Source organism: Rhodococcus sp. IEGM 1351 (genome assembly GCF_030056875.1).
Lineage (GTDB): Bacteria > Actinomycetota > Actinomycetes > Mycobacteriales > Mycobacteriaceae > Rhodococcus_F > Rhodococcus_F opacus.
The window spans coordinates 189,390-210,223 of the sequence record NZ_JASHKU010000013.1; the positions used below are offsets into that span (position 1 = coordinate 189,390).

Genomic DNA, 20,834 nt, shown 5'->3' on the forward strand with positions numbered 1-20,834 from the left:
TGGGTGTGGTTGAGTCTGCACCATGAATGTGGGCGACTGGGCGCTTCTTCTCACCGCTGCGACGGCCGCCGGGTGGGTGGATGCCGTCGTCGGCGGCGGCGGACTGATCCTCATTCCCGCACTGTTTCTCGTCGCACCGCAGCTGACGCCGCAGGCGGCGCTGGCCACCAACAAGCTCACCGCGTTCACCGGCACATCCGCCGCCGTCGTCACGTTCGCGCGCCGCATCCCCATGAACTGGCGGCTGCTGGTTCCCGCCGGCCTGCTCGCGGCGGTGGCGTCCGCGCTCGGCGCGGCAACGGTGTCACGCATCGACAAGGACGTCTTCATCCCGCTCATCATGGCGGTGCTCGTCGGCGTCGCCGTGTTCGTGACGATCCGTCCACAGCTCGGCACCACGCTGGCGAAGGATCCGCCGACACGGCGGAAGGTAATCGCGGTCGTCCTGCTGTCCGCCGGTCTCCTCGGGTTCTACGACGGACTGTTCGGGCCGGGCACCGGCACATTCCTCATCATCAGTTTCGCCACGTTCCTGGGCACGGAATTCGTACGCAGTGCCGCGATGGCGAAGGTGATCAATCTCGGATCGAATCTCGGTGCGCTGGTGTTCTTCGCCGCCGCCGGCCACGTGCTGTGGGCGCTCGGCCTGGGCATGGCGGTCTGCAACGTGATCGGCGCGATCACGTGTTCGCGGATGGCGCTGAGCAAGGGCGCCGGATTCGTCCGGATCACCCTGCTGATCGTGGTGATCGCGATGGTGATCCGGTTGGGTTGGCAGCAATTCGGCTGAGCGACCGACTACGGTGGTCGAGGTGACGGCTCCACGACAGGTTGATCCGGAATTCCTTGCCCTCCCCCTGCGTTCGCTGGCGGACGCGGCACTCGCCGCCGCCCGTGCGGCGGGCGCGTCGCACGCCGACCTGCGGGTGCATCGGCTCACCAGCCAGTCGCTGCGGTTGCGCGACGGCGAAGTGCAGTCGGCGGTGGACACCACCGAACTCGGCTTCGCGGTGCGGGTCGTCGTCGACGGCACCTGGGGTTTCGCCTCGCATGCCGAGCTGACCCCGGCGACCGCCGCCGCGACCGCGGAACAGGCCGTCGCCGTCGCCCGGGCGTTGCGTGGACTGAACCGGGAGCACGTCGAACTCGCCGCCGAACCGGTGCACGCGGACGTCCGCTGGGTGTCCGATTACGACGTCGATCCGTTCGAAGTTCCCGCCTCGGACAAGATCTCGCTGCTCGGTGAATACTCCCGCAGGCTCCTCGCCTCCGACGGCGTCGACCACGTCACCGCCGGATGCCTGCAGGTGAAGGAGCAGACGTTTTACGCCGATCTCGCCGGCTCGTCCATCGTGCAGCAGCGGGTGCGGCTGCATCCGCAACTCGAAGCCACCACCGTCGACCAGTCGGCCGGTGTGTTCGAGACGATGCGTACCCTCGCTCCCCCCGTCGGCCGCGGATGGGAGTACGTCGCCGGCGACGGGGTGTGGAACTGGACCGACGAACTCGCCCGGATCCCGGACCTGCTGGCCGAGAAGGTGAAGGCCCCCACCGTGGTGCCCGGTCTCACCGACCTGGTGATCGACCCGACCAACCTGTGGCTGACCATCCACGAATCCATCGGGCACGCCACCGAGTACGACCGCGCCATCGGCTACGAGGCCGCGTATGCCGGCACGTCGTTCGCCACCCCCGACAAGCTCGGCACCCTGCGCTACGGGACGCCGATCATGCACGTCACCGCCGACCGCACCGAGCGGCACGGTCTCGCCACGGTCGGTTACGACGACGAAGGCGTCAAAACCCAGTCCTGGGACCTGGTCGCCGACGGGATTCTCGTCGGCTACCAACTCGACCGGGCGTTCGCGCCCCGTCTCGGGCTGGAGCGTTCCAACGGCTGCTCGTACGCCGACTCGCCCCACCACGTCCCCATCCAGCGGATGGCCAATGTGTCGTTGCAACCCGATCTCGGCGCCGATCGCAGCACCGACGACCTGATCTCCGGTGTGGAGGACGGCATCTACGTGGTCGGCGACAAATCCTGGTCGATCGACATGCAACGCTACAACTTCCAGTTCACCGGTCAGCGGTTCTACCGCATCCGCGGCGGGAAACTCGACGGACAACTCCGCGACGTCGCGTACCAGGCGACGACCACGGACTTCTGGGGTTCGATGGACGCCGTCGGCGGCCGCTCCACCTGGCAGCTCGGCGGCGCCTTCAACTGCGGCAAGGCGCAGCCCGGTCAGGTCGCGGCCGTCAGCCACGGCTGCCCGTCAGCACTCTTCCGCGGCGTCAACGTACTGAACACTCGGACGGAAGGCGGCCGATGATCGCACCGCAGCAACTCGTCGAGCAGGTCCTCGCCCGGGCCACCGTGGACGAAACCATCGTGATCGTCACCGATGCCAGCGAGGCGTCCCTGCGGTGGGCGGGCAACTCGATGACCACCAACGGAGTGTCGACGTCGCGCAGCTGGACCGTCATCTCGATCGTCCGGGTCGGCGAGGACGCGAAGGTCGGCATCGTCACGTCCGCGTCCGTCGACGCCGCCGACATCGACGGCGTGGTCCGCTCGGCCGAAATCGCCGCCCGCACAGCCACACCCGCGTCCGACGCGATGCCGTTGCTCACCGGCACCGACACCGACGAGCGGTGGGACGACTCGGCGGAGCGCACCGAGATCGGCGCGTTCGAACAACTCGCCCAGGATCTGAGCATGGGCTTCGACGGCAGCGACCAGCTCTACGGTTTCGCCCATCACCAGCTGCACACGACCTGGCTGGGCACGTCGACCGGGATCCGGCGCCGGTTCGCCCAGCCGACCGGGTCGGTCGAGATCAACGGCAAGCGCGGCGACGCCAGCGCCTGGGTGGGCACCAGCACCAAGGACTTCACGGATGTGGCCAGCGTGAAGTTGCTCCAGGACCTGTCGACACGCCTCGACTGGGCCCGCAACGGGGTGGAGTTGCCCGCGGGCCGTTACGAGACAATCCTGCCGCCGTCCGCAGTCGCGGACCTCATGATCTATCTCATGTGGACCATGGAAGGCCGAGCCGCGGAGGAATGGCACTCCGCCCTGTCTGCGCCCGGCGGCACCCGCATCGGGGAGAAGCTGAGTGCACTTCCCCTCACCCTCTATTCCGATCCGGCCGCACTCGGCGTGGAATACACACCGTTCGTCGTCACCGGGTCGTCGTCCGAATCCGTGTCCGTCTTCGACAACGGGATGGACGCGGGCCGGGTCGACTGGATCCGTGACGGCACCGTCAACGCGCTCGCGTACCCGCGGGCGGCGGCGAAGGAATTCGGCGCCGACGTGACCGTGCCCGGCGACAACCTGATCCTCGACGCCGGCGGCTCGGTATCGCTCGACCAGATGGTGGCCGAGACCGAACGGGGGCTGCTGCTGACCACCCTCTGGTACATCCGGGAGGTCGACCCCGCCACCCTGCTGCTCACGGGACTGACGCGGGACGGTGTCTACCTCGTCGAGAACGGGAAGGTCACGGGCGCCGTGAACAACTTCCGGTTCAACGAGAGCCCCCTCGACCTGCTGCGGAGGGTCACCCAGGGCGGAGCCACCGAGCGGACGCTGCCCCGGGAATGGAAGGACTGGTTCACCCGAACCGCGATGCCGCCGTTGCGTGTCCCCGACTTCCACATGTCGTCGGTCAGCAAGGCGCTCTGAGTCGCGGATCCTATGCGGACGCTCGTCTAGGTGACAGCTCGTACTGTTTCCGTTATAAATGCTGCAGACATCGCGCATATGAGATTGCTCACTCCAGAGCCGTTTCGCCGCGCATGTCATATTCAGGTCTCCAGAGAACGGGGCCGAAACTCACCGTAGCGCCGCGTGGCCGGCGCATGCGCCGAGTACGTCCCTTGCCCGTCTGACCAGGAGGTTTCATGCACTCCGATACCACCACCCGCGAACTGCTCCACGACCACACCAAGGTCACGAGACGGTTCGCTCTCGCCGACGTGGCACTGACGACGTTCGTCTGCCTCGTCTGCGCCACCGGAATCGGCATCATCACCGGTTCAGTTCTCGCCGCCGCGACAGGAGGACTGATCGTCGTCCTCGCCACGGCCCTGATGGTGGCAGCGGTATGACCGCGCCGAGACATCAGCGAAGCACCACAATCCAGGAGATCACAGTGTCGAACGACGTACTCGAGGCCGCACCGCCCGCACATCCGATTCCGCACCGTCACCCCGACGGACGCGAGGTTCTCGCCACCGCGAAAGGCATCCTCATCGCCACCCGCGGTTACGGCGACGCCGAGGCGTTCGAGGAGTTGCTCGACGTCTCCCGGCATCACCACGTCAGCGTGATGCGGGCAGCGAAGTCGTTGGTGGAGTTGGCGACTCGGCGACAGCCGTGCCCCTCCGTGACGACGCCCGCACCGTCGTACGCCCTCGAGTTCAAGGAATGGACGACACTGCTGGCGCGGTGACACCGTTCCTGTCCGCCCGGGTGAGACGCTGGTAGCCCCGGTGCGTGAGCCATTCGAGTGGCCCCCGATCGAACCGCCGCAACCACAGGCGTGACACGACGATCAGCGTCGCCGAGACGGCACCGAACAACACGATGGTCGCCGGAACGACGGTGGCGCCGTTCAACCGGGCCGCGAGGCCGAATCCCCAGCCGTAGCAGACGATCGAGCACAGGATGTTCTGCAGCACATAGCAACTGAGGGCAGTGCGGCCGACTCCCGAGAGCGCCCGACCGGCCGGGCCGGGTTCGCGTCCGCCCGCGTAGCGGTGCGCGATCGCGGCGAGTAGCCCCAACGCCACCACCGGAGCGGTCCCGTACCTGCCGAGGATCAGGCCTGCGTCTCCGCCGAACAATCCGAGCGCGAAGTCCAGCGGAAGTGCGATTGCCAGGCCCGCGACCATCAGGCGCCGACGCAAGTCGCCGCGGTCCGGGTCGAGGACGCGCGCACCGTAGAGGTGTGCGCCGACGAGAAACAGGGCGATCGACAGCGGCAGGATGAAGAGCACCTCGAGCCGGAACAGCAACACGTGGTCGGCGCGGAAGACGACGAGATCCCAGAAGCTGCCGTCCGCATAGGGGTTCGGTGACAGCGGCTGGGGCTCCCGCGCGGGCGCCGAGGACAACGCTGCGACGACGAGGCCCAGCATCGCCGCGTGGACGGTTACCGCACACGCCATCCAGACGCGTTGCGCGCGAATGCCTGTGGTCAGGATGAAGGCGACGATCAATCCGGTGAGGGCGTATCCGGTCAGGACGTCGAACTCGGTGAACAGCAGAAAATGCAGTGCTCCGTCGAGCATCAGCAGCCCCGCGCGCCACGGGTATCCGCCCGGCCACCGCCGGCCCTGTCGCTGCGCAGAACGCTGCTGGATGAGCAGTCCGACGCCGAACATGATGGTGAGCAGGCCGAGGAACTTGCCCTGCGCGAACTGCTGCAGCACAGCCTGCACCGGGGCCCAGCCGCCGGTGGCTCGTCCGGTGCCATCGATGTACCCCACCAGACCCTCGACGTTGGTGAAGATCCAGATGTTGGTGGCGAGAGTGCCCAGGATGGCCGCACCGCGCATGACGTCGAGCGCGGCATAGCGGTGGGAACTCGACAGTTGCGACGTCATACCTTCAGCCCCTCCAAGTACTTGTTAGTACGATCGTGCCAACAAGCGTTCATGCTAGCACGGTCGTGTTAACATGGCGGGGTGCCGAAGCTCATCGACCACGACCGAAGGCAGCAGGAAATCGCCGAGGCCGTGTGGCGGGTGATCCAACGCGAGGGCATCGGCGCCGTGTCCGTACGCGATGTGGCCGCCGAGGCCGGAATCTCGAGCGGATCGCTCCGACACGTGTTCGCCAGCAAGGCCGAACTCCTCGCCTATTCGATGCGGCTCGTCGCAACGCGTGTCCGCGAACGAGCACAGGCCCACGCGTCGATCACCGACCCGTGGCAGCGCGCCCTCGCGGTGCTGGACGAAGTCCTCCCGCTCGACGACCGCCGACGCTGCGAAATGGAGGTGAACCTCGCCCTCGTCGCGGAAAGCCCCGCCCATCCACTACTGAATGACATCGCCCTCGATGCCCAACGGCAACTCCGTGGTGCCTGCGCCGCGATCCTGACCGGCCTCGCTCAGCGGGGCCTGATCGCGCCCGACATCGACGTCGACACCGAGGCGATGCGCCTGCACGCACTCGTCGACGGCGCGGCGATGCACGTCCTGCTCGGGGACACCGACACCCCGGAAACCGCTCAGCGGATGATCGCCGAGCACCTTCGCGCACTCGCCTGACCAGCGCGCTGCCGATCAACCGACCACGCGCCAGCACTGGACAGGTTCCACATCACGGCCGCCCACGCCGAGCGGAGACCTGATTACCGGTCCTCGGCCGTGACGGCGAGTCCGATGGTTCCGGTCTTTCCTCGGCGCAGGAGGCTGCCTTTCATCGTGAGCCAGCCGAGGATGCCGTACTTGCGGGCGATCACGTCCCTCGTGTGATCGGTGCCGGCGGCGTCGAGGATGACCGCGCGGGCGGGAACCTCGGGGCCTTTCGGCTTGCCGCGCGCATCGCACGCGGCCACCGTCACCTCCGGGTTGCGGCGGATGCGTTTGACCTTGTAGGAGTCGGTGACCGTCCACATCAGCAGGCGGTCACCGTCGGCGGCGGCCCACAGCGGTGTCGCCACCGCGGTGCCGTCTTTCCGAAACGTGGTGAGCAGGACGTACTTCGCGGACGACACCCGGTCGAATTCTGTGGTCACCGGCCCCATGCTAGACCGAACCGCGGAGCCGGACGGTTGCTCAGTCTCCTTCGAGTTCGCCTTCGGTCTCGAGGTACACCTGCCGCAGGCCGTCGAGGGTCTGCTGCTCGGGGTGCTCCCACATGTTCCGCTCGGCCGCCTCGAGCAGGCGTTCGGCGATGCCGTGCAGGGCCCAGGGGTTGGACTGTTCCATGAACTTGCGGTTCTGCTCGTCCAGCACGTACGACTCGGCGAGCTTCTCGTACATCCAGTCGGCGACGACGTTGGTGGTGGCGTCGTATCCGAACAGGTAGTCGACGGTGGCCGCCATCTCGAACGCACCCTTGTATCCGTGGCGTCGCATCGCCTCGAGCCACCGCGGGTTCACGACGCGGGCGCGGAACACCCGGGACGTCTCCTCCGACAGGGTTCGGGTGCGCACCGACTCGGGCCGGGTGCTGTCGCCGATGTATGCCTCGGGCGACTTTCCGGTGAGAGCCCGCACGGTGGCGACCATGCCGCCGTGGTACTGGAAGTAGTCGTCGGCGTCGGCGATGTCGTGTTCGCGGGTGTCGGTGTTCTTGGCCGCCACGGTGATTCGACGGTATGCGGTCCGCATGTCGTCGGCGGCGGGGGCGCCGTCGAGTCCGCGGCCGTACGCGAAACCACCCCACGTGGTGTACACGTCGGCGAGGTCGGCGTCGCCGCGCCAGCTCTTGGAGTCGATCAGCTGCAGCAGCCCGGCCCCGTAGGTGCCCGGCTTCGACCCGAAGATGCGGGTGGTCGCGCGGCGTTCGTCGCCGTGCTCGGCGAGATCCGCCTGCGCATGTGCGCGCACGAAGTTGCTCTCCGCCGGTTCGTCCAACGCGGCGACGAGCCGGACGGCGTCGTCGAGCAGTGCCAGGACGTGCGGGAACGCGTCACGGAAGAAACCACTGATCCGGACCGTGACATCGATACGCGGCCGGCCAAGTTCCTCGAGGTCGATCACCTCGAGGTTCACCACGCGGCGACTCGCCTCGTCCCACACCGGGCGCACACCGAGGAGCGCGAAGACCTCGGCGATGTCGTCTCCGGAGGTGCGCATCGCGGACGTGCCCCACACGGACAGACCCACCGAGCGCGGCCACTCTCCGTGATCGGACTTGTAGCGGTCCAGCAACGATTCGGCCATCGCCTGGCCGGTCTCCCAGGCGAGCCGGGACGGCACGGCCTTCGGGTCGACGGAGTAGAAGTTGCGGCCCGTCGGGAGCACGTTGATCAGCCCGCGCAGCGGCGAACCGCTCGGCCCGGCGGCGATGAATCCGCCGTCGAGCGCGTGCAGCACCTGGGCGATCTCGTTGTCGGTCTCGCGAAGGCGGGGCACCACCTCGGTGGCGGCGAAGCGCAGGATCTTCGCGACGGTGGCGTCGTCGGTGAGGGTGTCGGCGGCGTCCGGTTTCCAGTCGGCGTCGTGCATGCCCTGCACCAGTGCGTGCGCCTGCTGCTCGATGTCGTCGACGCGGGTACGGGATTCGTCGCCGTCCTCGCTGAGGCCGAGCGCCTCGCGGAGTCCGGGGACGTTCTGCTCGCCGCCCCACATCTGCCGGGCGCGGAGCATCGCGAGCACCAGTTCGACCTCCGCGTCGTCGCGGGGTGCGGCACCGAGGATGTGGAGGCCGTCACGGATCTGGACGTCCTTGATCTCGCACAGCCAGCCGTCGACGTGCAGCAGCATGTCGTCGAACACGTCCTCGTCGGGACGTTCCTCGAGTCCGAGGTCGTGGTCCATCTTGGCGGCGCGCATCAGCGTCCAGATCTGCTGACGAATGGCGGGCAGCTTGGACGGGTCGAGCGCGGAGATGTTCGAGTGCTCGTCGAGCAGCTGCTCGAGCCGCGAGATGTCGCCGTAGCTCTCGGCGCGGGCCATCGGCGGGATCAGGTGATCGACGAGAGTCGCGTGGGCACGGCGCTTGGCCTGCGTGCCCTCCCCCGGATCGTTGACCAGGAACGGGTAGATCAGCGGCAGGTCGCCGAGTGCGGCGTCGGTGCCGCACGACGCGGACATGCCGAGTGTCTTGCCGGGCAGCCATTCGAGGTTGCCGTGCTTGCCGAGATGGACGACGGCGTCGGCGCCGAAACCGCCGGCGGCGGCGTCCGCGGCGATCCACCGGTAGGCGGCGAGGTAGTGGTGGCTCGGCGGTAGATCCGGGTCGTGGTAGATCGCGACCGGCTTCTCCCCGAATCCGCGCGGCGGCTGCACCATCAGCACGAGATTCCCGAACTGCATTGCGGCGATGACGATTTCACCGGCGGGATCCTGCGAGCGGTCGACGTACAGTTCGCCCGGCGCCGGCCCCCAGTGCTCCTCGACGCCCTCGCGCAGTTCGGCGGGCAGCGCCGAGAACCACTCGCGGTAGCGGGCGGCGGAGATCCGGATCGGGTTGCCCTCGAGCTGCTCCGCGGTCAGCCAGTCCGGGTCCTGGCCGCCGGCGGCGATGAGGGCGTGGATCAGCGCGTCGCCGTCCTGGGCGGCGAGACCCGGCACGGAATCCGGACCGTCCGCCGGGCCGAGGTCGTATCCGGCGACCCGCATCTCGGTGAGCAACCGGATCGCGCTGGCCGGCGTGTCGAGACCGACGGCGTTGCCGATGCGGGCGTGCTTCGTCGGGTAGGCCGACAGCATCAGAGCGATCCGGCGGTCGGACGCGGGGATGTGCCGGAGCCGGGCGTGCCGGACGGCGATGCCCGCCACCCGGGAGGCGCGCTCGGCGTCGGGAACGTAGGTGGAGAGACCGTCCGCGTCGATCTCCTTGAACGAGAACGGCACCGTGATCAGCCGGCCGTCGAACTCGGGGACCGCGACCTGGGTGGCGACGTCGAGCGGCGACAATCCGTCGTCGTTGGACTCCCACGATTCACGGCTGCTGGTCAGGCACAGTCCCTGCAGGATCGGCACGTCCAGCGCGGCCAGCGCGGCGACGTCCCACGCCTCGTCGTCGCCACCGGCCGAGACGCCGGCCGGCTTGGTGCCGCCGGCGGCGAGCACGGTGACCACCATCGCGTCCGCCCGGCGCAGCGTGTTCAGCAACTCCGGTTCGGCGGTGCGCAGCGACGCGCAGAAGATCGGCAGCGGAGTGCCGCCCGCCGCGACGACGGCGTCGCACAGCGCCTCGATGTAGCGGGTGTTCCCGGCCAGGTGCTGCGCGCGGTAGTAGAGAACGGCGATCGTGGGGCGGTCCGGGTTCCCTTCGGGAGCGAACGGCGCGACACCCCAGCTCGGCAGGTGGACCGGCGCCTCGAAACCGTGACCGGTCAGCAGCACGGTGTCCGACAGGAAGTGGTGCAGTTGGGCGAGGTTGTCGGCGCCGCCCTCGGCGAGATAGTTGTGTGCCTCCGCCGACACACCGGCAGTGACCGTCGAGCACTCCATCAGCTCGGCGTCAGGGGCGTGCTCGCCGCCGAGGACCACCACCGGCAGTCCGCTGGCGAGGACCGCGTCGAGGCCCTCCTCCCACGCCCGCCGGCCACCGAGGATGCGCACCACCACCAGGTCGGCGCCGTCGAGCAGTCCCGGCAGATCCTCCTCGACCAGCAGCCGTGCCGGGTTGGCCCAGCGGTAGTCCGCCCCGCTGGCGCGTGCGCTGAGCAGGTCGGTGTCGGAGGTGGAGAGCAGCAGGATCACGTGTGGAGCCTTCCTGGGGGTGTCGCGCCCCGTGGCAGTGGTTCTGTGCGGAACCGTAGGTCGGAGGACGGCAGGTGAGGGTCTGGCTCGCCCACCGGTTTCGGCGGGCTCACAGTGGCGCGACCGCACCGGATTTTCACCGGCTTCCTCTCCTGCTGTCGCAAGTGCTGGTGATGCTACCCGGGGCCGGACGTAACCTGGGACCATGGTCGACTCCCGTTCCCGCCCCGACGCATGCCCCGGCGCGCTGCAGGTCCACCGGGCCGCCGACGGTGCCCTCGCCCGGGTGCGCCTCCCCGGAGGTGTGCTGACCTCCACCCAGCTGCAGACCCTCGCGGAATCGGCCCGCGACCTCGGAAACGGCGAGATCGAACTGACCTCCCGCGGCAACGCGCAACTGCGGGCGGTCCGCGACCCGCAGGAGTTCGCCCGCCGCCTCGCCGACGCGGGCCTCCTGCCGTCGGAGACCCACGAGCGGGTCCGCAACATCCTCGTCTCGCCGCTGACCGGCCGGATCGGTGGTGTCGCGGACCTGCGGGATCTGGTCGACGAACTCGACCGGACGTTGTGCGCGGACGCCGCGCTGGCGGACCTGCCCGGCCGCACCCTGTTCACCCTCGACGACGGGCGCGGCGACGTGTCGGCGCTCGGCGGCGATTTCGGCGTCCACGCGGTGAGCGAGACGGAGGTCGCCCTGGTCCTCGCCGGCCGCGACAGCGGCGCCCGGATCGCGGCGACGGAATCGGTGACGGTGCTTCTCGACGCCGCCCGCGTCTTCCTGGAGCTGCGCGATCGGCACTGGCGGCTGTCCGAGATCGCCGACGGGGTCGATCGGGTCCTGTCGGCGTTGACGCTCGCACCGACCGCCGACCCGGTGAGCGGGTTCGCCGACCATCGGCCGCCGATCGGGTGGCTCGACCAACCGGACGGCAACGTGACCCTCGGCGGCGGCCTCGCGTTCGGGATCCTCGATGCCCGGCTGGCCGAGTTTCTCGCCGCGGTCGAGAAGCCGGTGATCGTCACGCCGTGGAAATCGGTGTTGCTGTGCGATCTCGACGAGTGGTCCGCCGAGCAGGTGGTCCGGGTCCTCGCCCCGATGGGCCTGATCTTCGACGAGAACTCGCCGTGGCTGAACGTCAGCGCCTGCACCGGGCAACCCGGCTGCGAGAAGGCGCTCGCCGACGTGCGATCCGACGCACGGGACGCCGTCGCGAGCGGCGAACTCCCGGTGGAGGGCCGGCAGCACTGGTCGGGCTGCGAGCGGTGCTGCGGGCGGCCCAAGGGTGAGGTCGCCGACGTCGTCGCCACGGAGACGGGTTACCGGGTGGAGGAGCCGTGACCGCGGTGCCTCTATCGTGAGCGGATGATCGAGTACATCCGAGACGGCGCGGAGATCTACCGCCAGTCCTTCGCCACGATCCGCGCCGAGGCGGATCTCAGTGCCTTTCCCGAGGACGTCTCGCAGGCCGTGGTCCGCATGATCCACGCAAGCGGTCAGGTCGACCTCGTGGACGACGTCGCGTTCACCCCCGGTGTCGTGAAGGCCGCCCGCGCGGCGCTGGCGGGCGGCGCCCCGATCCTGTGCGACGCGCAGATGGTCGCTGCCGGCGTGACCCGGAAGCGTCTCCCTGCGGACAACGAGGTCCTCTGCACGCTGCGCGACCCCCGGGTCCCGGTGCTGGCGGAGCAGATCGGGAACACCCGCTCGGCGGCCGCACTCGAATTGTGGGGCAGCAAACTCGACGGTGCCGTCGTCGCGATCGGCAACGCCCCGACCGCGTTGTTCTACCTGCTGGACATGATCGAATCCGGGGCACCCCGGCCTGCCGCGATCGTGGGCGGTCCGGTCGGCTTCATCGGTGCGGCGGAGTCGAAGGAAGCGTTGATCGAGCACCCGAGCGGACTGGACTATCTGGTGGTCCGCGGCCGCCGGGGTGGCAGCGCCATCACGGCTGCGGCCCTGAATGCGATTGCGAGCGAGATCGAATGAGCTCCGACGAGCGGGTGACCGGAAAACTGTGGGGCGTCGGCATCGGACCGGGCGACCCGGAACTGGTGACGGTCAAGGCCGCGCGGGTCATCGCCGAGGCCGATGTGGTGGCGTTCCACAGCGCCCGGCACGGCAAGAGCATCTCCCGCGCGGTCGCGGCGCCGTACCTGCGGGACGGCCAGATCGAGGAGCACCTCGTCTACCCCGTCACCACCGAGACCGTCGACCACCCCGGCGGGTACCAGGGGGCGATGGACGAGTTCTACGAGGAGGCGTCGCAGCGACTCGCCGCCCACCTCGAAGCCGGCCGGTCGGTCGCGCTCCTCGCCGCGGGCGACCCGCTGTTCTACAGCTCCTACATGCACATGCACAAGAGGCTGGCGCAGCGCTTCGAGGCGGAGGTCATTCCCGGGGTCACGTCGATCAGCGCCGCCTCCGCCGCGCTGGCGATGCCGCTCGTCGAGGGCGAGGAGATCCTCACCGTCCTGCCCGGAACGCTGCCCCGCGGCGAGCTGACGCGGCGCCTGCGGGAGACCGACGCCGCGGCGATCCTGAAGCTCGGACGCACCTACCCGGCCGTCCGGCAGGCGTTGAAGGACTCCGGCCGCATCGACGAGACGTGGTACGTCGAGCGGGCCAGCACGACCCGGCAGAAGATCGACGCCGCGGACGACGTCTCGGACAGCGACGTCCCCTACTTCTCGATCGCCATCGTGCCCAGCCCGTCGAACGCGCACCGCGACGACGCGGCACCGCAGGGCGAACTCGTCGTCGTCGGGCTCGGTCCCGGCGATCAGGCCTGGACGACACCGGAAGTGCAGCACGAACTGTCGCTCGCCACCGACCTCGTCGGCTACGGCCCCTACATCGACCGGGTCCCCGAACGTCCCGGCCAGCGCCGTCACTCCAGCGACAACCGCGTCGAGGCCGAGCGTGCCGCGATGGCACTCGACCTGGCCAAGAACGGGGCCCGCGTCGCCGTCGTGTCGTCCGGTGACCCGGGTGTGTTCGCGATGGCCGCCGCGGTGCTGGAAGTCGCGGCCGAGGAGCAGTGGCGCGGCGTCCCCGTGCGCGTCCTGCCCGGCATGACCGCCGCGAACGCCGTCGCGAGCCGGGTCGGCGCACCCCTCGGGCACGACTACGCCGTCCTGTCGCTGTCGGACCGGCTCAAGCCGTGGGACGTGGTGGCGCAGCGCATCTCCGCGGTCGCGAGCGCCGACATGGCCTTCGCCGTCTACAACCCCGCGTCGAAGTCACGCACCTGGCAGGTCGCCGCGATGCGCGATCTGGTTCTCGAGCACCGCTCCCCCGACACCCCGGTGATCATCGGCCGCGACGTGGCCGGCGCGCAGGAGTCGGTGCGGGTCGTGCGGCTCGCGGACCTCGACCCGGCCGAGATCGACATGCGGTGTCTGCTCATCGTGGGCTCCTCCATGACGACCGTCGTCGAGAACGAACACGGAACGAGGGTGTTCACGCCCCGGCGTTATCCGGGCTGAGTACCTCAGTCGACACGGCCGGAGCGGAGTTCGGTCACCGCGATCCGGGCGGCGTGCCCGATCGCGGCATCGACCACAGGAAGCACGGGATCGGTTCGGGCGGCGCGAGTGAAGACGGCGACCGCGACGGGAGTCTCGCCGGGAAACGTCACGACGGCCACCTCGTTGCGGATGGCGCCGATTGTCCCGGTCTTCCCGGCGACGTCCACCTCGGAATACGGGAACCCGGACCGGATGCGGTGCTGCCAGATCTGCGCGGACATCACGTGCCGGACGAACTCGCCCTGCGGCCCGGGCACCGCGCTACCGGTCCAGATCGCGTCGAGAAGCGAGGTCATCTCCCGCGGAGTCGTCGCGCTCGCATACGACGGGTCGTAGGCGGACACGGTCCACGCCTCGTCGTTGTCGGCCAGTGCCGCGAATGCTTCGGCGGTGGTGTGCGCGTGGGCGTCGATCACCAGGCTGCGGTGCGCATCCGCTGTGCCGCCGATGATGCGCGTGCTCGTCATGTCCAACTCGGACAGCGCGCGCTCGACGCTCTCCAGTCCCACCTGCCCGAGAACGAGGTCGGCGGCGGCGTTGTCGGACACGGTCATCATCGACAGCGCCAGATCCCGCCAGCTCAGCACCACGGGATCACGGAATGTCGACACCCCCGTCGGCCCCGGAGTGCAGTCGGCCGGATTGATCCGGACGGTCGCGGTCGGCGACAACTCCCCGGATGCGAAAGCACGGCACAGGGCTACGAGTAGCGGAAGTTTGTAGACCGACGCCAGAACCACGAGGTCGTCCGCGCCGACCGCGATGTCACCCCCGTCGTCGATCGGGGTCCCGACGCGGCGGGCGTGCAGCCATCCGGTGCACCCGGCGTCGGCGAAGACGTCACGGATCCGCTTCTCCGCCGACGCGGTCATCGATCGGCCCTCAGCAGCACCCGGTCGAGGGCGGCAGCGGACGGTGCGACGTCGGCCCCGGAGCGCCAGACGATGCGCAGGCGCAGCGCGAGATCTTCACGCAGCAGATCGACCCAGGTCACACCCGGCATGACCGTCGGTGCCGTCGCCGTCACCCCGAAATGACCGCCCGCGGCCACGTGCGTGAGAATCTCTCGCGGACCCGGTGCGACCACGATGTCCGGGTCCGCACCCCGGGCCCGCCACAGGTCGACGAACAGGTCGTGGGCAGGCGGATTGTCCGACCGTGGACCGGTGGCGAGGGCCAGTCCGCGCAGCATCCGGACCTGCGCCTTCCTCGCGACCGCCGCCGGGTGGTCGTCCGGCACCACCACCCACCGTCGAAGCTTCAGCACCGGCCCGCTGTCGACGCCGGTGAGCAGAGCGGGATGTTCGACCACGGCGACGTCGAGACTGCCCGTGCGGACGGCGTCCACCAGTTCGGTGGTGGACGCCGTGGTCGTCACCACCCGGGTGGGCCGGGCCTCGTCCGCGTCGCGAAGAGCACGGACACACCGCACCACCACACCGTCGGCCACCGAGTGCGGGACACCCCACCGCACCACCGCATCGCGACCGCCGGCGATGCGGTGCGCCTCGTCCTCGAATCGGGCCGCGTCGGCAACGAGAAGCCGCGCACGCGGGAGCAATTGGCGTCCGGCATCGGTGAGCCCGACTCCTCGGGCACTGCGCTGGACCAGCTCCGCGCCGAGTCGCTGTTCGAGCCGCCGCACTCCCTGTGACAGCGGCGGTTGCGTCATACCGAGCCGGGATGCGGCGTTGCCGAAATGTCCCTCTTCCGCAACGGCGACAAAGAAACTCAGGTGGCGGAGCAGATCCATGGCGACCATTGAACCAGTTCCGACCGCCCCCGTCGGGCGACGCCACCGATTCCCGGGCACAAAACATTGCCCTGAACTGCGGCGATAGCGCACCCGACTCGCGACCACGCCGCTGTCGTCTTTGCGCTATGAGTGTCCGCATCCGACATTGGATCCATGCCCACATACCGAAATCATCCGAAGCCCCGGCGCACCGGTCGTCGCGGTGCCGTCACTCTCGCGCTGGCGCTGCCCCTGCTGCTCGGGGCGTGCACGGCCACCGCGGAACAAGCCCAGCCCACCACGTCGGTGGTTGCGGCGCCGGATCGGCGGCCCCTCGATGCGACGATCGACGCCCTGGAGGCGCAGCACTCCACGCGGATCGGAGTGACGGCAGTCAATCCCGCGACCGGCGAGGTCTACAGCCACCGGGGCGACGAACGGTTTGCGATGTGCTCGACGTTCAAGGCCTACGCGTCCGCCGCGGTCCTGCGCAAGACCGAGGACGGGTCCACGTCACTCGACAAGACCGTCGTGATCGAACCCGGCGACCTCGTCGAGAACTCGCCGGTCACCGCCGCTGCGGCCGGCACCCCGATGACCTTGGCGCAGATCGCCGAAGCAGCGCTGACGCAGAGCGACAACACTGCCGGGAACTACCTGCTCCGGGAGATCGGCGGTCCGCAGGCGGTCACCGACCTCGCCCGAGACGTCGGAGACGGGAGCACACGGCTGGACCGGTGGGAGACCGAACTCAACACCGCATTCCGCGACGACCCCCGGGACACGACGACACCGAACGGCCTCGCGCAGGGTTTCCGTGCGCTGCTCCTGGGAGACGCCCTCGACACGGCCAGCCGCGATCAGCTCCTCGAGTGGATGCGGGCGAGCAAGACGTCGGACAAGAGAATGCGCGCCGGTCTGCCGACCGGATGGACTGCCACCGACAAGACCGGTGGCGGCGGCTTCGGCACCGCCAACGATGCCGGTGTCGCGTGGAGTCCGGACGGCGCGCCCATCGTCCTCGCCATCCTCACCGACAGCCTCACGAATCAGGAAGACGCGCAGGGAAACAACCAGGCGATCGCCGACACCACCGCGGCCGTCATCAAGGGCTTGACTGCACCGTGAGCCATCTGAGCAAGGGCAGGAACGAACGGGCGACGGCAGTCTCGTGTACCGGTACCGAACGTCGCTCTCGACTGCACAGATGGGGCAATCGATGGTGCGTCGACGGACGGAGCGAGCTGTCGCTAGCTCACGACGTCGTGACTGCGCACCACCCGGCGCAGAGGCTTTCCCGTCGTGGCGACGCGCCGCCCGGCCACCGTCAACATCGGGCGCGGAATTCCGATGCCCATCACCGGCACGCCCGTCACATACCCTTCCCGGTAAAGATAATTCGACGCATCGGCCACCTCGTCCCGAGTCAGGGGCGAGGGCGCCCAGCCGACCGTCTCACCGATGGCATCCGCGTCCAGAATCGGACTTCGGTACCCTTCCGTAGCCTTCGCGAGAAGCCAACGCAGAACAGCGTCACGAACCGCCCATTGACGATCGGTAGCTGCATTCACATTTCAGTCCTCCGGTAGATGCCGTTGATGCTTGCATGCACCATAGCCACCGCACAGGAATAAGCAAGTTCGTGAGCGTTCCTGCGGTTCTTGGGATCTCACGGATGATCGCTTCCGACACGGCACCCCGTTCGAGACGGATGCCGAAGTGGACTTATCCACTTTCCTGGGTATGGTCAGGATCAGTTCGTGGTGGCCACTCGAAGATGGAGCGACAATGGCTGACAAATCCGCCGTCAAGAGTTCGAAACAGTCCGCACGCGCACTCAGGGAGCGCCGGGCAGAGAAGCGGGCGAAGGCCCAGGAGTCGACGAAGATCATCCGAAAGAGGAAGGGCTGAAGCCGCATTGAAGATTCACGACGTGCTCAGCTGGCGATGAAGAGCACCACCGTCCCAATAGTCGGTGCTGGTAATAATGCGGTTGCCTTTCACTTCCAGCATCTGCACTCCGGCCAGGTGCACACTCTGCCCTTTCGGCTCGTACGGGCCCAGGCGGCCATTCAAGTGACCGGACAGTGCGTAGGTCACCGCCGCACGGTTGCCACCGATGAGCGTGTCACCGAGGCTCCATTGCGCGTCGGGAAATGCTGCGAAGAGCCCGGCGAGACCGGCGGCGATCTTCTCCGGTGTGCGATGGTCCGGTCGGAAAGATGCTGGCCGCTACCAACCGATCACCGATGAGGGTCGCGCACCTTCACTTCATGGTCACCGCGAATGGCCTGCGGACCCTCGTCACGCACATCTTCGTCGCGGGCGATCCGCGAACGCGGGGACAGCGTGTTCGGCGTGAAGGACTCGCTGATCAAGGACTTCGTGGAGCAACCCCCAGGGACACCCACCCCCGATGGGCGCCACATCGGCGACCGGAACTGGGCTCGATGCGAGTTTGACATAGTCCTTGCACCAGAACAGATTTGATTCACGCCGCCCTGGCTCCATACCTACATCCGAAGGACGACGAGGCCGGCCCGGCCCGTCCGGCACACAGAACGTACACAACCCTTGACTCGGACACCTATCATCCGAGTAAACTAGGACACTATAAATCCAAGTTAGGAGATGGGCATGAAGATCGTCATTTTCGGAACCGGACTCATCGGGAGTCAGGTCGCATCGACGCTGAGCGAGTCCGGGCACGACGTCGCGGCCCTCGGTCGCGGCGATGGTATCGACACCACCACCGGCAAGGGAGTCGCGGAGGCTGTGGACGGCGCTGACGTCGTCGTGGACCTCACCAACTCGCCGTCGTGGGAAGACGACGACGTCCTGGCCTTTTTCCGCGAATCGACGAAGCACATGCTCGCCGCCGAAGAGGCGGCAGGCGTGGGGCACCATGTCGTCCTGTCCATCGTCGGCGCCGATCGACTCCCCGACTCCGGATACATGCGTGCCAAAGTTGCCCAGGAGGATCTGGTCAAGTCCGGCCCCATCCCCTACTCGATCGTGCGATCGACGCAGTTCTTCGAGTTCATCGCCGGCATCGCCGCGGCAGGCACAGTCGGCGAGACGGTGCATGCGACCCCGGCACATCTTCAGCCGATTGCTTCGAAAGACGTCGTCACCCGGGTAGCAGAGGTCGCCGTCGGTGCCCCGCTGGGCGGCACAGTCGAAATTGCGGGACCTGAACCGCTTGGCATCGATGCACTCGTTCGACGGCTGTTCGCCTCGACCGGCGACCAGCGGACCGTGACGACCGATTCCGACGCCGGCTATTTCGGTGCCAAACTCGATGACGCTGCGATCACTCCGACACCCGGCGCCAATGCCTGGATCGCACCGACCACTCTGGACGAGTGGTTGCGCGAACACGCCTGAAACGATGACGCAGTACCACCCCGCACCACTGACACAGGGGCGTGGATAGAGTCGTGGCCATGAAGCTTTCCGGTGGTGTGGAGTGGGCACTTCACTGCTGCGTGGTTCTCAGCCAGGCCGAAAGCCCGGTACCCACGGCCCGGCTGGCCGAACTGCACGGTGTCTCGAAGACATACCTCGCCAAGCACCTGCAGTCACTCGCACGGGCCGGCCTCGTCCACCCCACCGAGGGCCGCGACGGCGGATACGTCCTGACCCGCGCACCCGAGGCCATCACCGTCCTCGACGTCGTCCAGGCCGTCGACGGAACCGAGCCCGCCTTTCGATGCACCGAGATCCGCCGGCAAGGAGTGCTCGCCGCCCCTCCAGAGCAGTGCCGCTCTGCATGCGGCATCGCGAAAGTCATGGCTGGTGCCGAACAGGCTTGGCGCGCATCACTATCGGGTGTGACGATCGCCGACCTCGGCGCGACGATAGACCTCGCCGGCCTCAAACACATCTTGGCGACGCCCACGACCTGAGGTCACCCGCGGCAGACGGAACGCGAGATTCCTGACTTCCTAACCGTGAACCGCCCTACGATCGATGGATGGAGACCGGAACCGACGAGACCAAGACCTGTTCGTTCTGCCGCGGTCCGATCGGATACGAAATCAAGGACGCCCATGCCGGCTTCGCGTCGCTCCCCCCGGGCAAGCGGTATCGCGTCTTCCACTGCGTGAATCGATGCCCACGATCGGCGCCCGACGGCCTCGAATGCGGACACCGCCACGAGTACCTCTGACCCGTTCGTCAATGCCGTCCGGAAGATTCAACCCAGCGAGTTCATACGCCGCCTAGCCGCGTGAGAGTCCGGGCTGGGTCTGGATCTGTCCGGGGCCGCCCTTGAATCCGCCGGCCTTGCCCACGGTCCATTCACCGTCCGCACCGCACACCAGGGCACCGTTGCGGTCACCGGGCTTGCCGTACGTCACTGTCTCGTTTCCGTTCGAGTCCGTGTTCACGATCGGACACTGCCCACCGGTGGGACCGTTCGGGCCGATCGGCTCGGCGTGAGCGACGGACGCCGCCCCGAAGGCGCTCAGGATCGGAAGAGCGGCGAAAGCGGCGGTGGCAATGGTTCGTCGGGCGGTGATCATTCAGTGTCTCCAGAGTGTCGGGGAAGTGTTTCGGTGACAGGTACAACTCTGCCCACTCCGGCTCCCGAACTGAAGCAACCCTCAGGGGGCTTCGCGGCACCCCTGGGAGTGGAATCACCCCACCCTGACGGAAATCGATGGCGAGATACCGACTGGCGGGATCCGTTCAGAGCCGGTTCGGTCCCGACCCCTCTACGGCGAGTTGGTCTTCGGGATTGAGCAGATAGCACGCCTTCATCGACAGGCAACCACACCCGATGCATCCGGTGAGCTCGTGTTCGAGGCGCTCGATTCGCTTGCGCTGATCCTCGAGCTGCACCCGCCACAGCTTCGACACGCGCTGCCAGTCGCGGATCGACGGCATCCGGTCTGCCGGGAGCGTCTCGAACACCGTTCCCACGTCTGCCAGTGGGATCCCGAGCCGTTTGGCCACCACGATCAGCGAGATCCGCCGGAGCATGTGCCGTTCGTACCTGCGTTGATTCCCGGACGTCCGCGTCGATGCGATCAGTCCGAGCTGCTCGTAGTAGTGCAGCGCCGAGACAGCGACACCGGTCCGACGGGACACCTCCCCCACCGACAGCAGATCCTTCGGATCCAAAGACATCACACCAGCCCCTTGACCTCGAGTCCACTCGAGATTTTAG

At 68.1% G+C, this 20,834-nt stretch carries 23 protein-coding genes, 1 pseudogene and 1 riboswitch; of the genes and pseudogenes, 15 read left to right on the forward strand and 9 right to left on the reverse strand.

The window, feature by feature from the left end; translation table 11 throughout:
* Nucleotides 1-22: 22 nt before the first annotated feature.
* The 5 genes from QM806_RS23095 (at nucleotide 23) to QM806_RS23115 (ending at nucleotide 4,460) form a co-directional block, all read left to right on the forward strand.
* The gene (locus tag QM806_RS23095; protein WP_283292980.1) at nucleotides 23-790 is read left to right on the forward strand and encodes a TSUP family transporter; all 768 of its coding nucleotides are present in this window, start codon (nucleotides 23-25) and stop codon (nucleotides 788-790) included.
* Between the two features lie 22 nt (nucleotides 791-812).
* Nucleotides 813-2,333 carry a TldD/PmbA family protein gene (locus QM806_RS23100; protein ID WP_005573636.1) on the forward strand — a complete coding sequence of 507 codons (1,521 nt, stop codon included), beginning with the start codon at nucleotides 813-815 and terminating at the stop codon, nucleotides 2,331-2,333.
* The gene (locus QM806_RS23105) at nucleotides 2,330-3,691 is read left to right on the forward strand and encodes a metallopeptidase TldD-related protein (protein ID WP_283292983.1); all 1,362 of its coding nucleotides are present in this window, start codon (nucleotides 2,330-2,332) and stop codon (nucleotides 3,689-3,691) included. The genes QM806_RS23100 and QM806_RS23105 overlap by 4 nt, the downstream gene beginning before the upstream one ends.
* 218 nt (nucleotides 3,692-3,909) lie before the next feature.
* The gene (locus QM806_RS23110; RefSeq protein WP_005246380.1) at nucleotides 3,910-4,116 is read left to right on the forward strand and encodes a hypothetical protein; all 207 of its coding nucleotides are present in this window, start codon (nucleotides 3,910-3,912) and stop codon (nucleotides 4,114-4,116) included.
* Complete coding sequence (locus QM806_RS23115; protein WP_005573632.1) at nucleotides 4,113-4,460, forward strand: ANTAR domain-containing protein; 348 nt, start codon at nucleotides 4,113-4,115, stop codon at nucleotides 4,458-4,460. The genes QM806_RS23110 and QM806_RS23115 overlap by 4 nt, the downstream gene beginning before the upstream one ends.
* Here QM806_RS23115 and QM806_RS23120 read toward each other — a convergent pair.
* Nucleotides 4,429-5,616: a DUF418 domain-containing protein gene (locus tag QM806_RS23120; protein WP_182624848.1), complete on the reverse strand. Its 1,188-nt coding sequence runs from the start codon at nucleotides 5,614-5,616 to the stop codon at nucleotides 4,429-4,431. The two genes, QM806_RS23115 and QM806_RS23120, sit on opposite strands and share 32 nt — an antisense overlap.
* Before the next feature lie 81 nt (nucleotides 5,617-5,697).
* Between QM806_RS23120 and QM806_RS23125 the strand changes: the two genes are divergently transcribed.
* Nucleotides 5,698-6,282, forward strand: coding sequence for a TetR/AcrR family transcriptional regulator (locus QM806_RS23125; RefSeq protein ID WP_283292988.1), 585 nt, complete (start codon nucleotides 5,698-5,700; stop codon nucleotides 6,280-6,282).
* Between the two features lie 83 nt (nucleotides 6,283-6,365).
* Here QM806_RS23125 and QM806_RS23130 read toward each other — a convergent pair whose 3' ends face one another.
* Together QM806_RS23130 and cobN are read right to left on the reverse strand one after the other, a co-directional pair.
* Entirely contained in the window at nucleotides 6,366-6,761 is a 396-nt protein-coding gene (locus QM806_RS23130) for a PPOX class F420-dependent oxidoreductase (protein WP_005260695.1), read from the reverse strand.
* A 31-nt stretch (nucleotides 6,762-6,792) separates the two neighbouring features.
* Nucleotides 6,793-10,395 (reverse strand): cobaltochelatase subunit CobN, encoded by a 3,603-nt coding sequence (cobN, locus tag QM806_RS23135; protein ID WP_054246455.1) that lies wholly within the window; start codon nucleotides 10,393-10,395, stop codon nucleotides 6,793-6,795.
* 56 nt (nucleotides 10,396-10,451) lie between these two features.
* Nucleotides 10,452-10,594: riboswitch (cobalamin riboswitch) on the reverse strand.
* Nucleotides 10,595-10,600: 6 nt separating this feature from the next.
* On the opposite strand from cobN, the gene cobG reads away from it, so the two are divergent.
* Genes cobG through QM806_RS23150 form a run of 3 tightly spaced genes read left to right on the forward strand, consistent with a single transcriptional unit; the run spans nucleotide 10,601 to nucleotide 13,884 of the window.
* On the forward strand, nucleotides 10,601-11,734 hold the full coding sequence (gene cobG, locus QM806_RS23140) for a precorrin-3B synthase (protein ID WP_182624849.1): 1,134 nt from the start codon (nucleotides 10,601-10,603) through the stop codon (nucleotides 11,732-11,734).
* A 24-nt stretch (nucleotides 11,735-11,758) separates the two neighbouring features.
* On the forward strand, nucleotides 11,759-12,385 hold the full coding sequence (locus QM806_RS23145) for a precorrin-8X methylmutase (protein ID WP_005260698.1): 627 nt from the start codon (nucleotides 11,759-11,761) through the stop codon (nucleotides 12,383-12,385).
* Nucleotides 12,382-13,884, forward strand: coding sequence for a precorrin-2 C(20)-methyltransferase (locus tag QM806_RS23150; RefSeq protein ID WP_210460670.1), 1,503 nt, complete (start codon nucleotides 12,382-12,384; stop codon nucleotides 13,882-13,884). The genes QM806_RS23145 and QM806_RS23150 overlap by 4 nt, the downstream gene beginning before the upstream one ends.
* Nucleotides 13,885-13,889: 5 nt before the next feature.
* Here QM806_RS23150 and QM806_RS23155 read toward each other — a convergent pair whose 3' ends face one another.
* The gene (locus QM806_RS23155) at nucleotides 13,890-14,798 is read right to left on the reverse strand and encodes a serine hydrolase (RefSeq protein WP_054246459.1); all 909 of its coding nucleotides are present in this window, start codon (nucleotides 14,796-14,798) and stop codon (nucleotides 13,890-13,892) included.
* On the reverse strand, nucleotides 14,795-15,688 hold the full coding sequence (locus QM806_RS23160; RefSeq protein ID WP_005562010.1) for a LysR family transcriptional regulator: 894 nt from the start codon (nucleotides 15,686-15,688) through the stop codon (nucleotides 14,795-14,797). The genes QM806_RS23155 and QM806_RS23160 overlap by 4 nt, the downstream gene beginning before the upstream one ends.
* Before the next feature lie 147 nt (nucleotides 15,689-15,835).
* On the opposite strand from QM806_RS23160, the gene bla reads away from it, so the two are divergent.
* Nucleotides 15,836-16,789 (forward strand): class A beta-lactamase, encoded by a 954-nt coding sequence (bla, locus tag QM806_RS23165; RefSeq protein ID WP_005260702.1) that lies wholly within the window; start codon nucleotides 15,836-15,838, stop codon nucleotides 16,787-16,789.
* A 122-nt stretch (nucleotides 16,790-16,911) separates the two neighbouring features.
* Here bla and QM806_RS23170 read toward each other — a convergent pair whose 3' ends face one another.
* Nucleotides 16,912-17,232, reverse strand: coding sequence for a serine recombinase (locus QM806_RS23170; protein WP_283292994.1), 321 nt, complete (start codon nucleotides 17,230-17,232; stop codon nucleotides 16,912-16,914).
* Nucleotides 17,233-17,449: 217 nt separating this feature from the next.
* On the opposite strand from QM806_RS23170, the gene QM806_RS23175 reads away from it, so the two are divergent.
* Nucleotides 17,450-17,572 carry a hypothetical protein gene (locus QM806_RS23175; protein ID WP_005260704.1) on the forward strand — a complete coding sequence of 41 codons (123 nt, stop codon included), beginning with the start codon at nucleotides 17,450-17,452 and terminating at the stop codon, nucleotides 17,570-17,572.
* A 15-nt stretch (nucleotides 17,573-17,587) separates the two neighbouring features.
* On the opposite strand, the gene QM806_RS23180 is transcribed toward QM806_RS23175, so the two are convergent.
* A complete protein-coding gene (locus QM806_RS23180; protein ID WP_120661128.1) occupies nucleotides 17,588-17,851 on the reverse strand; it encodes an ester cyclase in 264 nt (87 codons plus the stop codon).
* Between the two features lie 14 nt (nucleotides 17,852-17,865).
* On the opposite strand from QM806_RS23180, the pseudogene npcC reads away from it, so the two are divergent.
* The 4 genes and pseudogenes from npcC to QM806_RS23200 all read left to right on the forward strand — a co-directional run.
* Nucleotides 17,866-18,151: pseudogene (gene npcC / locus QM806_RS23185) on the forward strand (hydroxyquinol 1,2-dioxygenase); the annotation flags it as partial.
* A gap of 147 nt (nucleotides 18,152-18,298) precedes the next feature.
* The gene (locus QM806_RS23190; RefSeq protein ID WP_054246471.1) at nucleotides 18,299-19,048 is read left to right on the forward strand and encodes an SDR family oxidoreductase; all 750 of its coding nucleotides are present in this window, start codon (nucleotides 18,299-18,301) and stop codon (nucleotides 19,046-19,048) included.
* A 59-nt stretch (nucleotides 19,049-19,107) separates the two neighbouring features.
* On the forward strand, nucleotides 19,108-19,569 hold the full coding sequence (locus QM806_RS23195) for an RrF2 family transcriptional regulator (protein ID WP_039950286.1): 462 nt from the start codon (nucleotides 19,108-19,110) through the stop codon (nucleotides 19,567-19,569).
* 68 nt (nucleotides 19,570-19,637) lie between these two features.
* Nucleotides 19,638-19,832 (forward strand): hypothetical protein, encoded by a 195-nt coding sequence (locus QM806_RS23200; RefSeq protein ID WP_283292997.1) that lies wholly within the window; start codon nucleotides 19,638-19,640, stop codon nucleotides 19,830-19,832.
* Nucleotides 19,833-19,884: 52 nt separating this feature from the next.
* On the opposite strand, the gene QM806_RS23205 is transcribed toward QM806_RS23200, so the two are convergent.
* Together QM806_RS23205 and soxR are read right to left on the reverse strand one after the other, a co-directional pair.
* The gene (locus QM806_RS23205; RefSeq protein ID WP_283292999.1) at nucleotides 19,885-20,187 is read right to left on the reverse strand and encodes a hypothetical protein; all 303 of its coding nucleotides are present in this window, start codon (nucleotides 20,185-20,187) and stop codon (nucleotides 19,885-19,887) included.
* 166 nt (nucleotides 20,188-20,353) lie between these two features.
* Nucleotides 20,354-20,794, reverse strand: a complete 441-nt coding sequence (gene soxR, locus QM806_RS23210; protein ID WP_005565550.1) for a redox-sensitive transcriptional activator SoxR — start codon at nucleotides 20,792-20,794, stop codon at nucleotides 20,354-20,356.
* Nucleotides 20,795-20,834 lie beyond the last annotated feature (40 nt).